The 14,829-nt window shown below is 71.8% G+C and carries 18 protein-coding genes and 3 tRNA genes; 15 read left to right on the top strand and 6 right to left on the bottom strand.

Features of this window, described 5'->3' with window-relative positions:
- Positions 1-125 precede the first annotated feature (125 nt).
- A complete protein-coding gene (htpX, locus tag RKD23_RS15590) occupies positions 126-989 on the top strand; it encodes a zinc metalloprotease HtpX (RefSeq protein WP_404043769.1) in 864 nt (287 codons plus the stop codon).
- Positions 986-1,378 carry a YccF domain-containing protein gene (locus RKD23_RS15585; RefSeq protein ID WP_424854207.1) on the top strand — a complete coding sequence of 131 codons (393 nt, stop codon included), beginning with the start codon at positions 986-988 and terminating at the stop codon, positions 1,376-1,378. The genes htpX and RKD23_RS15585 overlap by 4 nt, the downstream gene beginning before the upstream one ends.
- 45 nt (positions 1,379-1,423) lie before the next feature.
- Here RKD23_RS15585 and RKD23_RS15580 read toward each other — a convergent pair whose 3' ends face one another.
- Together RKD23_RS15580 and RKD23_RS15575 are read right to left on the bottom strand one after the other, a co-directional pair.
- Positions 1,424-2,665: an APC family permease gene (locus tag RKD23_RS15580; protein ID WP_424854206.1), complete on the bottom strand. Its 1,242-nt coding sequence runs from the start codon at positions 2,663-2,665 to the stop codon at positions 1,424-1,426.
- Positions 2,666-2,766: 101 nt separating this feature from the next.
- Entirely contained in the window at positions 2,767-3,255 is a 489-nt protein-coding gene (locus RKD23_RS15575; RefSeq protein ID WP_393585090.1) for a YajQ family cyclic di-GMP-binding protein, read from the bottom strand.
- Positions 3,256-3,422: 167 nt separating this feature from the next.
- Here RKD23_RS15575 and RKD23_RS15570 point away from each other — a divergent pair.
- A tRNA-Tyr gene (locus RKD23_RS15570) sits at positions 3,423-3,504 on the top strand.
- A 91-nt stretch (positions 3,505-3,595) separates the two neighbouring features.
- Positions 3,596-3,808: a hypothetical protein gene (locus RKD23_RS15565; RefSeq protein ID WP_399649652.1), complete on the top strand. Its 213-nt coding sequence runs from the start codon at positions 3,596-3,598 to the stop codon at positions 3,806-3,808.
- 125 nt (positions 3,809-3,933) lie between these two features.
- On the opposite strand, the gene RKD23_RS15560 is transcribed toward RKD23_RS15565, so the two are convergent.
- Both RKD23_RS15560 and RKD23_RS15555 read right to left on the bottom strand, forming a co-directional pair.
- Complete coding sequence (locus RKD23_RS15560) at positions 3,934-4,590, bottom strand: SDR family oxidoreductase (RefSeq protein ID WP_404043762.1); 657 nt, start codon at positions 4,588-4,590, stop codon at positions 3,934-3,936.
- 90 nt (positions 4,591-4,680) lie between these two features.
- The gene (locus tag RKD23_RS15555; RefSeq protein WP_424854205.1) at positions 4,681-5,937 is read right to left on the bottom strand and encodes an amidohydrolase family protein; all 1,257 of its coding nucleotides are present in this window, start codon (positions 5,935-5,937) and stop codon (positions 4,681-4,683) included.
- Between the two features lie 478 nt (positions 5,938-6,415).
- Between RKD23_RS15555 and RKD23_RS15550 the strand changes: the two genes are divergently transcribed.
- The 9 genes from RKD23_RS15550 (at position 6,416) to RKD23_RS15510 (ending at position 11,615) form a co-directional block, all read left to right on the top strand.
- Positions 6,416-6,488: transfer RNA gene (locus RKD23_RS15550), tRNA-Thr, on the top strand.
- A 46-nt stretch (positions 6,489-6,534) separates the two neighbouring features.
- Positions 6,535-6,607: transfer RNA gene (locus RKD23_RS15545), tRNA-Met, on the top strand.
- A gap of 88 nt (positions 6,608-6,695) precedes the next feature.
- A complete protein-coding gene (gene rpmG / locus RKD23_RS15540) occupies positions 6,696-6,860 on the top strand; it encodes a 50S ribosomal protein L33 (protein ID WP_003948671.1) in 165 nt (54 codons plus the stop codon).
- 103 nt (positions 6,861-6,963) lie between these two features.
- A complete protein-coding gene (locus tag RKD23_RS15535; RefSeq protein WP_424854204.1) occupies positions 6,964-7,416 on the top strand; it encodes an FAS1-like dehydratase domain-containing protein in 453 nt (150 codons plus the stop codon).
- 7 nt (positions 7,417-7,423) lie between these two features.
- The gene (locus tag RKD23_RS15530; RefSeq protein WP_424854203.1) at positions 7,424-7,852 is read left to right on the top strand and encodes a MaoC family dehydratase; all 429 of its coding nucleotides are present in this window, start codon (positions 7,424-7,426) and stop codon (positions 7,850-7,852) included.
- 93 nt (positions 7,853-7,945) lie between these two features.
- Complete coding sequence (locus tag RKD23_RS15525) at positions 7,946-8,515, top strand: TetR/AcrR family transcriptional regulator (RefSeq protein ID WP_424854202.1); 570 nt, start codon at positions 7,946-7,948, stop codon at positions 8,513-8,515.
- 89 nt (positions 8,516-8,604) lie between these two features.
- Positions 8,605-10,059, top strand: coding sequence for a DHA2 family efflux MFS transporter permease subunit (locus RKD23_RS15520; RefSeq protein WP_424854201.1), 1,455 nt, complete (start codon positions 8,605-8,607; stop codon positions 10,057-10,059).
- A gap of 21 nt (positions 10,060-10,080) precedes the next feature.
- Positions 10,081-10,461, top strand: coding sequence for a DUF3291 domain-containing protein (locus RKD23_RS15515; protein ID WP_424854200.1), 381 nt, complete (start codon positions 10,081-10,083; stop codon positions 10,459-10,461).
- Between the two features lie 98 nt (positions 10,462-10,559).
- The gene (locus RKD23_RS15510; RefSeq protein WP_424854199.1) at positions 10,560-11,615 is read left to right on the top strand and encodes a UDP-N-acetylmuramate dehydrogenase; all 1,056 of its coding nucleotides are present in this window, start codon (positions 10,560-10,562) and stop codon (positions 11,613-11,615) included.
- A gap of 19 nt (positions 11,616-11,634) precedes the next feature.
- On the opposite strand, the gene RKD23_RS15505 is transcribed toward RKD23_RS15510, so the two are convergent.
- Positions 11,635-12,267 carry an NAD(P)-dependent oxidoreductase gene (locus RKD23_RS15505; protein WP_424854198.1) on the bottom strand — a complete coding sequence of 211 codons (633 nt, stop codon included), beginning with the start codon at positions 12,265-12,267 and terminating at the stop codon, positions 11,635-11,637.
- Between the two features lie 107 nt (positions 12,268-12,374).
- On the opposite strand from RKD23_RS15505, the gene RKD23_RS15500 reads away from it, so the two are divergent.
- On the top strand, positions 12,375-12,995 hold the full coding sequence (locus RKD23_RS15500) for a TetR/AcrR family transcriptional regulator (RefSeq protein ID WP_404043744.1): 621 nt from the start codon (positions 12,375-12,377) through the stop codon (positions 12,993-12,995).
- Positions 12,996-13,025: 30 nt separating this feature from the next.
- Entirely contained in the window at positions 13,026-13,697 is a 672-nt protein-coding gene (locus RKD23_RS15495; RefSeq protein WP_424854197.1) for a hypothetical protein, read from the top strand.
- Here the strand turns inward: RKD23_RS15495 and RKD23_RS15490 are convergent.
- Positions 13,678-14,718, bottom strand: a complete 1,041-nt coding sequence (locus RKD23_RS15490; RefSeq protein ID WP_424854196.1) for an adenosine deaminase — start codon at positions 14,716-14,718, stop codon at positions 13,678-13,680. The two genes, RKD23_RS15495 and RKD23_RS15490, sit on opposite strands and share 20 nt — an antisense overlap.
- Positions 14,719-14,829 lie beyond the last annotated feature (111 nt).

The following is a 14,829-nucleotide window of genomic DNA, read 5'->3' as shown; positions in this document are numbered from 1 at the left end:
AACTAGTGGCTCTCGCCTCGCGTTGTCCAAAGCGGGAGGGTCCACTGGACGTGACACCACGGCACCAGTGGCATCGAGATCGACAAGCAAAGGGTTCCCCTGCCGCACCACTTGGAGGGCGTACCGTGCACCGCCGGCACAACGGGCTCAGGACCGCAGTACTCCTCGGGGGACTGTCCGCACTCATCATCGTCATCGGCGGCTTCTTCGGCCGTACGGGACTGATCGTCGCGGTGCTGATCGCACTGGGCACCAACGCGTACGCGTACTGGAACAGCGACAAGCTGGCCCTGCGCGCCATGCGGGCCCGTCCGGTCAGCGAGTTCGAGGCGCCCGCCCTGTACCGCATGGTCCGCGAGCTCTCCACGCAGGCCCGCCAGCCCATGCCCCGCCTGTACATCTCCCCGACGGAGGCGCCCAACGCCTTCGCGACGGGGCGCAATCCGCGCAACGCCGCCGTGTGCTGCACAGAGGGCATCCTGCGCCTGCTCGACGAGCGCGAGCTGCGCGGGGTCATCGGCCATGAGCTGAGCCATGTCTACAACCGGGACATCCTCATCTCCTCGGTCGCCGGCGCCCTCGCCTCGGTGATCATGTTCCTGGTCAACTTCGCGTGGCTGATCCCGGTCGGCCGCTCGGACGACGACGACGGCCCCGGCCTCCTAGGCATGCTCCTGATCATGATCCTGGGCCCGCTCGCCGCGTCGCTCATCCAACTGGCCATCAGCCGTTCCCGCGAGTACCAGGCCGACGCCTCCGGCGCCCAGCTCACCGGCGACCCCCTCGCCCTCGCCTCAGCTCTGCGCAAGCTCGACGCCGGCACCAAGCAGCTTCCGCTGCCCCCCGAGCCCAGAATCGAGACCGCGAGTCACATGATGATCGCCAACCCGTTCCGGCCCGGACAGGGCATGTCCCGGATGTTCTCCACCCACCCGCCCATGGCCGAGCGCATCTCGCGCCTGGAGCAGATGGCAGGTCCCCGCCGATGAAACTGATCCTGAACGTCATCTGGCTCGTCCTGAGCGGCTTCTGGCTCTTCCTCGGCTACCTGGCCGCGGGCCTGCTGCTCTGCATCACGATCATCGGCATCCCCTTCGGGATCGCCGCGTTCCGCATCGGCGTCTATGCGCTGTGGCCCTTCGGGTACACCACCGTCGAGCGTCGCGACGCGGGCGCCCCGTCCTGCCTGGGCAACGTCCTGTGGCTGGTGCTGGCCGGCTGGTGGCTCGCCCTCGCCCACATCGCGACCGGTATCGCCCTGTGTCTGACGATCATCGGCATCCCGTTCGGCATAGCCAACTTCAAGCTGATACCCGTCTCGCTGCTCCCGCTGGGGCGCGAGATCGTCCCGACGGACCAGCCGTTCGCGGCCCGCTGACCTGGCCGGCAACGTCCGAGGCCCGAAGGGGTCCGCCAGCGTCCGCTACGCCCACCGCGCGCGTACGCCGTAGGCGACGGCCCCGGCCACCAGCACGGCCGCGCCGACCAGCACCGACGCCCCCGGCAGCGAGAACGCCAGCACCCCGCACCCCAGCAGGCCCAGTGCGGGCAGGGCGCGCGCCCTGGGGGAGGGGTCGAGGGTCCAGGCGGAGGCATTGGCGACGGCGTAGTACGTCAGGACGCCGAAGGAGGAGAAGCCGATCGCGCCGCGTACGTCGGCCGTGGCGGCGAGGACCGCGACCACCGCGCCGACGGCGAGCTCCGCCCGATGCGGCACCTGGAAGCGGGGGTGCACCGCCGCGAGCGCCCCCGGCAGGTGCCGGTCCCGGGCCATCGCCAGAACGGTGCGCGAGACGCCGAGGATCAGCGCGAGCAGCGAGCCCAGCGCGGCCACGACGGCGCCCACGCGCACGACGGGCACCAGCCCCGGCAGCCCGGCCGCCCGCACGGCCTCGGCGAGCGGCGCGGCCGCCTGCCCGAGCCGGTCAGGACCCAGCACGGCCAGCACGGCCACCGCCACGCATGCGTACACGGCCAGGGCGATCCCCAGGGCGAGCGGAATCGCGCGGGGGATGGTCCGCGCCGGGTCCCGCACCTCCTCGCCGAGCGTGGCGATCCGCGCGTACCCGGCGAAGGCGAAGAACAGCAGCCCGCCCGCCTGGAGCACACCACCCAGTCCGCCGGAGAGCCCGATGTCCAGGTGGGCGCCCACAGCGTCCCCGGAGCCCAGGCACACGGCCACCACGAGCACGAGGACAGCCAGCACGACCGCCACGATCGCCCGGGTCAGCCGGGCGGACTTCTGCACGCCCCCGTAGTTCACCGCGGTCAGCGCGACCACGGCCGCGACCGCCACGGCGTGCGCCTGCTCCGGCCAGACATACGCCCCCACGGTGAGGGCCATCGCCGCGCAGGAGGCCGTCTTGCCGACGACGAAGGACCAGCCGGCGAGGTAGCCCCAGAACGGGCCGAGCCGTTCGCGCCCATAGACGTACGTGCCGCCCGAGGCCGGATACAGCGCGGCCAGCCGTGCGGACGCCATGGCGTTGCAGTAGGCGACCACGGCGGCCAGCGCGAGTCCGAGCAGCAGCCCGGAACCGGCCGCCCGCGCGGCGGGCGCGAGCGCGGCGAAGATCCCGGCCCCCACCATCGAGCCGAGCCCGATCACCACGGCGTCGCTCACACCGAGCGTGCGCCGCAGCCCGGGGCCGGAGGGGTGCGTCATGCGGCGCACCCTAGCGAAGGAATTCGAACGTCCCGTTCACCGACGAGGCGGGCGGGCATCCCGGGAGCTCCCCGGATGCCCGCCCGCCAGGACGGGTGAGGTCACCGGTAGTTCACGAACTGCAGCGCGAAGTCGAAGTCCTTGCCCTTCAGCAGGGAGATGACGGCCTGGAGGTCGTCACGGCTCTTCGAGCTGACGCGCAGCTCGTCGCCCTGCACCTGGGCCTTGACGCCCTTGGGGCCCTCGTCACGGATGATCTTCGCGACCTTCTTGGCGTTGTCCTGGGAGATGCCCTCCTCGATCGACGCGAAGATCTTGTACTCCTTGCCGGAGAGCTGCGGCTCGCCCGCGTCCAGCGCCTTCAGCGAGATGCCCCGCTTGATCAGCTTGGACTGGAAGACGTCGAGGACCGCGTTGACCCGGTCCTCGGAGTTCGCCTCCATGAGGATCTTGTCGCCGGACCACGAGATCGAGGCGCCGACGCCCTTGAAGTCGTAGCGCTGGGAGATCTCCTTGGCGGCCTGGTTGAGTGCGTTGTCGACCTCCTGCCGCTCGACCTTGGAGACGATGTCGAAACTGGAGTCGGCCATGACGTGTGGCTCCTTGCTCGGTCCTGGGATGACGCTCTGCGGGTAGGCCCCAAGCCTAGCGATCTCCCCGCTGATCAATCGGGTGGCGAAGCACCCCCCGGGATCAGGTATTGTTTACGTCGTTGCCACGGAGCACCGCCGAAAAGCGGCTCCGAGCAGCAATCCCAGGCGGTGTGCCCGAGTGGCCAATGGGAGCGGACTGTAAATCCGTCGGCTTAGCCTACCCAGGTTCGAATCCTGGCGCCGCCACACTGGGGAAGACCCCCTCCGTGCGAACGGAGGGGGTCTTTGCGTTGCCTGGGAGGCGGGCATTGTCAGACCCGGCGGGCACACTGATCCCATGTCGTCCCGCCGCAGGCGCTGCCCCGAGTGCCGTCGTGAAATCGCCGTCGTCGCCGGACGGTTCGCCCGGCATGACCCGCCCGGGGCGCGGGAGGGCGACCGGCTCGTCTCGTGCCCGGGCTCCCGCCGGCCCGCGCAGCTCGGAGCGGTGCAGCCGTCGCTCGACGGCTACGTCGTCCCCGAGTTCCCGGGCCAACTGCCCCTGTTCTGACCCCTGTCCCGACGTGGAGGCTTATTGCCCGCCGCTGACTGCACCCCGCCGAGGCTCAGTCGCCCGCCGGCGACTCCTCTTCACCGAGGCTCAGTTGCCCGCCGGCGACAACGTCGCGACGACGCTCAGTTGCCCGCTACCGACTTCACCGCCACCGACACCGGCACAGATCCGCCGACCAGTTCGAGAGTCAGACCGGCCGTCGCAGGGGTCTCGATCAGCTCCGCGAGCACGGCGGCCACGTCGTCGCGCGTGACCGCGCCACGGCCGGTGTGTGCCTCCAGCCGGACCAGCCCGGTGCCGGCGTCGTCCGTCAGCGAACCGGGGCGCAGGACCGTCCAGTCCAGGGCGTTCAGGCCCTGGACATGCGCGTCCGCCTCGCCCTTGGCGCGCAGGTAGACGTCGAAGACCTCGTCGCCCTGGTGCCCCGGGTCCGCGCCCATCGAGGACACGAGGAGGAAGCGCCGTACGCGCGCCCGGACCGCCGCGTCCGCGAACAGCACGGCCGCGCCCTTGTCCACGGTGTCCTTGCGGGCCGGTCCGCTGCCCGGGCCCGCGCCCGCCGCGAACACCGCCACGTCCGCGCCCTGCAGATGCGCGGCGACCTCCTCCACCGCGGCCGACTCCAGGTCCAGCAGCACCGGTTCGGCGCCCGCCTCCCGCAGATCGTCGCCCTGCTCGGCCTTGCGGATGATGCCCGCGACCTCGTACCCGCGCGCGGCGAGCAGCTTCTCCAGCCGCAGCGCGATCTGACCATGACCTCCAGCGATGACAATGCGCATGTCTTCGACCGTACGCCCGAACGCCCGCCCCCGCCGCGCGACTCGAACGTCGCGCCCAGGCCCGCCGGAGGGAATTCGGCGCACCGGCGCCTACGACACCTCACCCCGTCCCTGCCGCGGCAGCCCCAGCTCCGCCGCGGCGGCCGAGTTGCAGTACTCCCGCACCGCGCTGGTACGAGCCACCACACGCCCCCGATGGACCACGATCCGGCTGTACGCGAGGGACAGGGCGCCCGACAGCCGGTCCCCGCGCACCGCGAGCAGCTCCGCCGGAAAACCGGCCTCCACGCGCACCTTGGGCAGGCCCAGCACGGCACGCGCGGACGCGCTCACGGCGTCGTAGGCGTCCTCGGGGCGCAGCCCGTAGCGCGAGGACAGCAGGTACGCGGCCTCCAGCGGGTCGCCGCGCCCCACCGGGTTGGAGACGTCCCGCAGCGCGCCGCTGCCGGCCGCCAGGCGGACACCCGCGGCGCGCAACAGCCGTACGGGAGCCGTACCGCGCCCGTCGACGCCCGCGCAGCCGCCCTGCGGCAGACACACCACGCTCACCCCGGCCGCGGCGAGCTGGTCGGCGGTGCGCGAGACCGCCTCCACGGGCAGCCGGGCCAGGCCCGCGCAGGGACTCAGCGTCACACCGGGCCGCAGCCCGCCGGCCATCGCAGCCAGACGGGCGAGCCGGCCCGGGTCGCCGGCGTCGGTGTGCAGGTCGACGGGGCAGCCGTGCTCGGAGGCCACCTCCAGGACCGCCTCGACATAGCCCGTCGGGTCGGGGTCGAGGTCGGGGCAGCCGCCCACCACGGACGCGCCCATCTTCACCGCGTCCCGCAGCATGGCGAGCCCGTCGGCCCCGGCCACCCCCGTCAGCAGCCGGGGTACGGCCACCGTCGTGAGCTCGGCGAGCCCGCGCAGCGAGCGCCGCGCCTGGAGTACGGCGCCCAGCGCGCCGAGCCCCTGGACGTCGCCCACGCGCACATGGGCCCGCAGCGTGGTGGCGCCGTGCCCGAGTTGCAGCAGGGCCGCCTCCGTGGCGCGGCGCTGCACGTCCCGGACGTCGTAGGTGACCGGTCCGTCCTCGTCGGCGGTGAGCGCGGTGTCGCCGTGGGCGTGCGGTTCGGCCGGGGCGGGCAGCAGGAGGTAGCCCGAGAGGTCCACGCGCGCGCCCTGGCCCCGGACGGCTCCGCCCAGGCTGCCGGCGGTGCCGACCGCCTCGATACGCCCGCCGCCCAGCCGCACGTCGACGGTCCGGCCGTCGGTGAGCCGTGCCCCGCACAGCAGCAGCGTGTCGGACAGCCCCGAGGAGCCCGGCGAGGACGACGGGCGTGGCGGCTGCGGCTGGCTGTCGGGCATCGCGCTCCAGGGGCTCGGCTCGGGGCTCGGATCTGACGGGCTCAGGGCTCGGGACGAAGGGCTCGGACTGACGGGCTCAGGGCTTCGGGACGAACGGCTCGGGACTCGGATGTGGCAGGCCCCAAGACGCACGACCAGGACTGCAAGACCAGGACCGCAAGCACGGCACGCACCGCACACCCCGCACGCACCGCACACCCCGCACTCCATGGCACCGCGCGACTCCGCCCTGCTCAGGCCACATCCGCCGCACAGCACGCAAGATCACGCAAAGGTCACGCAGAGTGAGTCGAGCCTAGGGCGGCGGTCCGCCCCTGGCCGGGAGGAGCGCAATAGTCGTACCGGTGTGGCCCCAGGTGGACGCATGGGACGGACGGGGCCGGAAGGGCCGCCGAGAGCGGTGTGGAGCACAGGCGAAGGGGGTCCGGGATACGGATTTGGGTGAACGGCCGCGGACCGTGTAATGTCTTCATCGCTCGCCCCAATAGCTCAGTCGGCAGAGCGTCTCCATGGTAAGGAGAAGGTCAACGGTTCGATTCCGTTTTGGGGCTCTGGTGAGAGAAGTTCCCGTCGCAAGACGGGAACGGATCCCACCGCAGCGGTGTAGCTCAGTCGGTAGAGCAAGCGGCTCATAATCGCTGTGTCACCGGTTCAAGTCCGGTCACCGCTACTAATAGTAGCCGATTGCGGGGTCGGTCCTTCAGTCGGCTACTCTTTCTTGTGTTGAATCACCTACCGTTTCGTCAAGGAGCACTCACGTGGCTGCCACCGACGTCCGCCCGAAGATCACGCTGGCCTGCGTGGAGTGCAAGGAGCGGAACTACATCACCAAGAAGAACCGGCGTAACAACCCGGACCGTCTTGAGATGAAGAAGCACTGCCCGCGTTGCAACGCGCACACCGCGCACCGCGAGACGCGCTGACTTCAGACCTACGTACGAGGCCGCCCCCATCATTCAGGGGGGCGGCCTCGTGCCGTTTGCTGCAAGAAGCAGGACCACCGCTGAGACCAGGAGGCGCCGAACCATGGCACTCGACCAGTCCTTCGTGGGGCGCACGTATCCGCCCACCGAGCCCTACGAGGTGGGCCGGGAGAAGATCCATGAGTTCGCGGAGGCCATCGGGGACACCAACCCGGTCTACACGGACCCGGAGGCCGCCAAGGCGCTGGGTCACGCCGATGTGATCGCCCCGCCGACCTTCGTCTTCGCGATCTCGTTCAAGGCCGCGCAGGAGGTCGTCCACGACCCGCAGCTCGGCCTGGACTACAGCCGCGTGGTGCACGGCGACCAGAAGTTCGCCTACACGCGCCCGGTCCGTGCGGGCGATCGCCTGACGGTCACCTCGACCATCGAGGCGATCAAGTCCCTGGCCGGCAACGACATCCTGGACGTCCGCGGTGAGGTGCACGACGAGGCCGGCGAGCACGTCGTCACCGCCTGGACCAAGCTCGTGGCCCGCGCGGCCGAGGAGGCGTGAGCAGCAGATGACCGCCAAGATCGCGTACGCCGACGTCGAGGTCGGCACCGAGCTGCCCGCGCAGACCTTTCCCGTGACACGCGCCACTCTCGTCCGCTACGCGGGCGCCTCCGGCGACTTCAACCCGATCCACTGGAACGAGAAGTTCGCCAAGGAGGTCGGGCTGCCGGACGTCATCGCGCACGGCATGTTCACCATGGCGGAGGCCGCGCGCGTGGTCACCGACTGGACCGGCGACCCCGGCGCGCTCGTCGAGTACGGCGTGCGCTTCACCAAGCCCGTCGTCGTCCCCAACGACGACCAGGGCGCCGAGATCCAGGTCAGCGGCAAGGTCGCGGCCAAGCTCGACGACAACACCGTCCGCGTGGACCTGACGGTGACCTGCGCCGGACAGAAGGTGCTGGGGATGTCCCGCGCGGTCGTAAGACTCGCCTGAGGGTCGAGTTCGCAGTGAAGGGGGCGCCTGCCGCGAGGAGGCGCCCCTTTTCCGCGCTTGACTTAGTTAGTGATTGAGTACTAACTTAGCCGCATGGTCAGGATGAGCGCAGAAGAGAGGCGTGACAGCGTCGTTCGCGCGGCGATGAAGGAGTTCGCCCGTGGCGGCTATCACGGCACGTCGACCGAGGCGATCGCCAAGCGTGTCGGCGTCTCGCAGCCGTACCTCTTCCGGCTCTTCCCGGGCAAGAAGGCCATGTTCCTGGCGGCGGCCGACTGGTGCATGGAAAGCACCATCCGCACCTTCCAGGAGGCCTCCGAGGGACTCCACGGCGAGGAGGCCCTGCGGGCGATGGCCAACGCGTACACCAAGGTCATCGCCGAGCAGCCCGAGCGGCTGATGATGCAGATGCAGATGTTCATCGCCGTCGGGGCCGCCGAGGAGGAGGGCGACCACGAGTTCGGCGAGGCCGTGCGAGCCGGTTGGATGCGGCTGTGGGACACCGTCCATCTGCCGCTGGGCGCGGACATCGGCGAGACGACGACGTTCATGGCGTACGGAATGCTCATCAACAGCCTGGTGGCCATGGGTTTTCCGCCGGAGCACCGCGTGTGGGAGGGGCTGTACCCGCAGGCGAGGCTCAAGGGCACGCTGGAGAAGTAGGGCACCACCATGAGGAGACGGAACCTCCGCCTACTCATTGCCGTAAAAGTTAGTCATCAATAACTAATCAAGCATCCTCTGGGGGAGAGATGTCACAGCACAGCGCACCGGGCGCCCGCCGCACAGGAGTCGGCTGGGCCCTCGCCATCACCAGCGTCGCCGGGTTCATGGCGGCCCTCGACAACCTCGTCGTCACCACCGCCCTGCCCTCCATCCGCGAGGACCTCGGCGGGGGACTGCACGACCTGGAATGGACCGTGAGCGCCTACACGCTCACCTTCGCCGTGCTGCTGATGTTCGGTGCGGCGCTCGGTGACCGCTTCGGCCGCCGCCGGCTCTTCGGCGTCGGCCTCGCGATCTTCACCGTCGCCTCCGCCGCCGCGGCCCTCGCGCCCGGCATCGACTCGCTGATCGCCGCCCGCGCGGTGCAGGGCGTCGGTGCGGCCGTCATGATGCCGCTCACCCTGACCCTGCTCACCGCCGCGGTCCCCGCCGAGAAGCGCGGGATGGCGTACGGCATCTGGGGCGCGGTCAACGGCCTCGCGGTCGCCTCGGGGCCGCTGATCGGCGGCACCCTCACCGAACACGTCTCCTGGCAGTGGATCTTCTGGCTGAACGTTCCGCTCGGCATCGTCCTGCTGCCGCTCGCCCGACTGCGCCTGGCCGAGTCGCACGGCACCGGCGCCCCGCTCGACCTGCCCGGCACCCTGCTCGCCAGCGGCGGCCTGTTCGGGATCGTCTACGGCCTGGTCCGCGGCCCCGCCGACGGCTGGACCGCCCTGCCCGTGCTGCTCGGCCTGTTCGCCGGGGCGGCCCTGCTCGCCGGGTTCGTGCTGCACGGCACCCGCGCCAAGAACCCCATGCTGCCGATGCGGCTCTTCCGCTCCCGGGCCTTCGCCGGGATCAACGCCGCGAGCATGCTGATGTTCCTCGGCATGTTCGGCTCGATCTTCCTGCTGAGCCAGTACATGCAGGGCGTCCTCGGCTACTCGCCCACCGAGGCCGGGCTGCGGATGCTGCCCTGGACCGGCATGCCCATGCTCGTCGCACCCATCGCCGGCATCCTGTCCGACCGCATCGGCGGCCGCCCGGTCGTCGCCGCGGGACTCTTCCTGCAGGCCGTCGGCCTCGGCTACCTCGCCTACGTGGCCACCGCCGACGCCTCCTACGCCTCCCAGCTGCCCGGCCTGATCCTCAGCGGCATCGGCATGGCGCTGTTCTTCGCGCCGGCCTCGGCGCTGGTCATGGCCAGTGTCACGGCCAAGGAGCAGGGCATCGCCTCCGGCGCCAACAACGCGCTGCGTGAGGTGGGCGGCGCGCTCGGCATCGCGGTCATGTCCTCGATCTTCTCGGCCCAGGGCGGCTACGAGTCCGCGCAGGCCTTCGTCGACGGGCTGCGGCCCGCGGTCGCCGTCGGCGCCGGGATCGTCGCCCTGGCCGGGGTCGCTGCCCTGGTGGTCCCGGCCCGCCGCCGGGCCCTGCCGGGCGTGACAGACGCCGCCGAGCCCGCTCCGGTGAAGGTTCCCGCCGGCTCCTCCCACTGACCGCGCCGACAGGAGTCCGCCATGCCCACCCTTCCCTGGACCGTGCCGAACACCCCGCCCGCCGGCGCCGAGATCCACGTCTTCGCCTCCCGCTTCGAGACCCGCACCCTGTGGGGAGCGCTCAAGTTCCTCGCCCGTACGCCGGGAGTGTGGCGGCAGGTGAGCAGCGCGCCCGGCGCCTACGGGGCCACCCTGAAGGCCGAGCCGCTGAAGCGGACCTTCTGGACGCTCTCCGCCTGGGAGTCGCCCACCGCCCTCAAGACCTTCGCCCGGGCCGGAGCACACGCTCCGACCTCCCGGGGGCTCGCCGCCGAGATGAAGGACGTGAAGTTCGCGACCTGGTCGGTGTCCGCCGAGGAGCTGCCGCTCGGCTGGACCGAGGCGGCCCGGCGCCTGACCTGAGACCGAGCCCGGCACACGCGTGTACGGCCCCGCCCACCCCGGCGGGGCCGTACACGCGTGTGCCGGGGCTGTCAGTGGGGTCTCGTAGTCTTGAGCGCGTGCAGGAACTCCACGACGCCCCCCTCGCCCCGCTGACCACCTTCCGGCTGGGCGGCCCCGCCACCCGACTGCTCACCGCGACGACCGACGCCGAGGTGATCGACGCCGTCCGCGAGGCGGACGCCGACGGCACCCCGCTGCTGGTCATCGGCGGCGGGTCGAACCTGGTCATCGGTGACAAGGGCTTCGCCGGCACCGCCCTGCGCATCGCCACCCGCGGCGTGGAGCTGACCGGCACCCGCCTGGAGCTGGCCGCAGGCGAGGTGTGGACCGACGCCGTCGCCCGCAGCGTGGAGGCCGGGCTCGCCGGCATCGAGTGCCTGGCCGGCATCCCCGGCTCGGCGGGCGCGACGCCGATCCAGAACGTGGGGGCGTACGGCCAGGAGGTCTCCTCCACCATCACCGAGGTCATCGCCTACGACCGCCACGCGGGCGAGACGGTCGCGCTCACCGGCGCCGAGTGCGGGTTCTCCTACCGCCACAGCCGCTTCAAGGCCGACCCCGAGCGGTACGTCGTCCTGCGTGTCCGCTTCGAGCTGGAGGACGCGGACGGCCTGTCCGCGCCGATCAAGTACGCCGAGACGGCCCGCGCCCTCGGCGTCGAGCCCGGCGACCGGGTGCCGCTCGCCGAGGCCCGTGAGACCGTGCTGAAGCTCCGCGCGGGCAAAGGCATGGTGCTCGACCCGGAGGACCACGACACCTGGTCGGCCGGGTCGTTCTTCACCAACCCGATCCTCACCGACGCCCAGTTCGCCGCCTTCCACGCGCGTGTGCGTGAGCGCCTCGGCGAGGGCGTCGAGCCGCCCGCCTACCCGGCGGGGGAGGGCCACACCAAGACCTCCGCGGCCTGGCTGATCGACAAGGCCGGCTTCACCAAGGGCTACGGCAGCGGCCCGGCCCGGATCTCCACCAAGCACACCCTCGCCCTCACCAACCGCGGCGGGGCCACCACCGGGGACCTGCTGGCGCTGGCCCGCGAGGTCGTCGCCGGAGTCCGTGAGGCCTTCGGCATCACGCTGGTCAACGAGCCGGTGACGGTCGGCGTCAGCCTGTAGCGCCTCCCGGCGCCGGGGCTCAGTAGGCGACCCCGACCCCCTGCTTCACCGCGCCCGGGTCCTCGGTCAGTGCCAGCATCGCGTGGGCCACGTCCGCGCGGCCGATGAAGCGGCCCCGGGGCGGGAAGCCGCCCACGACCGTGCGATAGCGGCCGGTCAGCGGCTTGTCCTGGAGCCGCGGCGGCCGTACGACGGTCCAGTCCGTCGCGCTGCCCGCCAGCGCGGCCTCCATCGCCCGCAGGTCGTCGTAGACGTCCCTGAGCACCGTCGAGACGATCGCGCGCATCCCGCGGTCGAGGAAGCCGTCGTCCGGCTCCGGCCCCACCGGCGCGGCGCTCACCACGACCAGGCGCCGCACCTCGGCCGCCTCCATGGCGTCCAGGACCGTACGGGTCAGGCGGGCGGCCACCCCGGCGTCCTTGCGGCTGCGGGCGCCGAGCCCTGACAGCACCGCGTCCCGGCCCGCGAGCGCCGGACGCAGCGACCGGGCGTCGGTCAGATCGGCCCGCACCACGTTCAGCCGGCCGTCGCCGTCGATGCCGAGCCGGGAGGGGTCCCGTACGACCGCGGTGACCTCGTGGCCCGCGTCCAGGGCCTGACGGACGACGTGACCGCCGATGCCGCCGGTGGCGCCGAAAACGGTGAGTTTCATGGCGGACTCCCGTCCATGGAGATGGTGGGTGAGTATTCACTCACCCCCTTGCCCTCTAGGGTGGGTAAGCACTCACCCACCCGTCAAGGGCGATTGGACGACAACCCATGGAGCACAAGCCGGCCCAGGTCCGGATCCTCGACGCCGCGCACGAACTGATGCTCACCGTCGGGCTGGCACGCACCACGACCAAGGAGATCGCGCGGGCCGCCGGATGCTCCGAGGCGGCGCTCTACAAGCACTTCGACAGCAAGGAGGAGCTGTTCATCCGCGTCCTCACCGAGCGGCTGCCCCGGCTGAACCCGCTGCTGCACAGCCTCGCCGCGGCACCGGGCCGCGGCACGCTGGAGGACAACCTCACCGAGATCGCCCGCCAGGCGGCCCTGTTCTACGAACAGAGCTTCCCGATCGCCGCCTCCCTGTACGCCGAGACCCAGCTCAAGCGGCGGCACGACGACGCGATGCGCCGGATGGGCATGGGCCCGCATCTGCCCATCGAGTCGCTGGACGCGTACCTGCGGGCCGAGCGGACGCAGGGCCGCCTGCGCGCGGACGCGGACACCTTCGCCGCCGCCTCCCTCCTCCTCGGCGCCTGCGCCCAGCGCGCCTTCGCCTACGACGCCGACGAGGAGGCCCGCCCACCCGTGGACGAGTTCGCCGCCCGGCTGGCACGGACGCTGCTCGCCGGAATCTCCGTTGCCGACAGCGACCCCGGGCCGCGACCCTGAGGGGCATGCACTGGCTGCCGTGACCCCCGCATGCGCCTGAGACTCCGCCGGTTCCGGCCCCGGACCGGCCCCCACGAGCACCGCGTCGTCCAGCCCCTGCACCCGTTGCGCCACGCCTCACTGCGCGACCCGGCCCCCATCGGCCAGCTGCTCGCCGACCACGACGGACTGAACCGTCTCGCGGGGCTGTTCTCGTTCGCCGCCTACTCCCGGCACACCGTCGTCCACATCCCGCTCCGCGACGGCGTGCCGCCCGACGAGGGCATGGGCGAGCTCGTGGACCTGGTCCTGGTCCACCACTCGTACGGACTGCGCCCCAGCCAGTGGCCCGGACTGCGCCGCAGGCTCACCCACGGCACCCCGCTCACCGTCCGCACCGACGAGGCGCGCACCGCCCGGGACGCGGCGGCCCGGCAGGGGCGCGCGCACCGTGCGGACCGCCGCGACGAACTGCGGCACACCACACACGCCCGGACGTTCTTCCTGTTCGGCAGCCGGGACGTGTTCGCCCAGGCCGCCGACTCCTTCGCGTACGCGGCGGGCAACGGGCCCCTGCACAAGCGTGTCCAGCAGGGCCACCTCGCCTTCGTCACCGCGCTTCCCGGGCTGCGTCAGCCACCGGGCGGCGGGCACCCCTTCGAGGTGCTGATCTGCTTCAAGCCCTGTCCGCCGTACGCCCACTTCAAGCGGCCGGGCCGCTGAGCCAGTCGTCCACCCCCGCGAGCAGCTTCGCCTTGGTCCCCTCAGGGGCCGACGAGGCGCGCACCGACTGGCGGGCCAGCTCGGCCAGCTCCGGGTCCGTGAAGGCGTGGTGCCGGCGGGCGATGTCGTACTGGGCCGCGAGGCGGGAGCCGAACAGCAAGGGGTCGTCGGCGCCCAGGGCGAGCGGGACGCCCGCCTCGAACAAAGTGCGCAGGGGGACGTCCTCGGGCTTCTCGTAGACGCCCAGGGCCACGTTCGAGGCGGGGCACACCTCGCAGGTCACGCCCCGGTCGGCCAGCCGCTTCAGCAGACGCGGGTCCTCCGCCGCGCGCACCCCGTGCCCGATCCGGTCGGCGTCCAGGTCGTCCAGGCAGTCGCGGACCGAGGCCGGACCGGTCAGCTCGCCGCCGTGCGGGGCCGACAGCAGGCCCCCCTCACGCGCGATGGTGAAGGCACGGTCGAAGTCCCGCGCCATGCCCCGCCGCTCGTCGTTGGACAGCCCGAAGCCGACCACGCCCCGATCGGCGTACCGCACCGCCAGCCGGGCCAGTGTGCGCGCGTCCAGCGGGTGCTTCATCCGGTTCGCGGCGACCAGCACCCGCATCCCGAGCCCGGTCTCCCTGGAGGTCGTCTCCACCGCGTCCAGGATGACCTCCAGCGCCGGGATCAGCCCGCCCAGGCGCGGCGCGTACGAGGTCGGGTCCACCTGGATCTCCAGCCAGCCCGAGCCGTCCCGCAGGTCCTCCTCCGCCGCCTCGCGCACCAGCCGCTGGATGTCCTCCGGCTCCCTGAGACACGAGCGCGCCGCGTCGTACAGCCGCTGGAAGCGGAACCAGCCGCGCTCGTCCGTCGCCCGCAGCTGCGGCGGCTCCCCGCTCGTCAGCGCCTCGCTCAGGGCGTCCGGCAGACGCACCCCGTACTTGTCGGCCAGCTCCAGCACGGTCCCCGGCCGCATCGAGCCGGTGAAGTGCAGGTGCAGGTGGGCTTTCGGCAGTTCGGCGACATCACGTACACGCTCCATTCGCCGATCCTGCCGTACGCCGTACATGTCCCGGTAGCCGTTTCCCCGGACGGGGGCTTGCTCGTACGAAGAAACGGGCCGCCTCCCCGAAAGGGAGACGGCCCGTCCACG

It is taken from the genome of Streptomyces sp. SAI-170, assembly GCF_049739565.1.
Taxonomy (GTDB): Bacteria; Actinomycetota; Actinomycetes; order Streptomycetales; family Streptomycetaceae; genus Streptomyces.
This window is presented reverse-complemented; position numbering and strand designations above follow the sequence as displayed.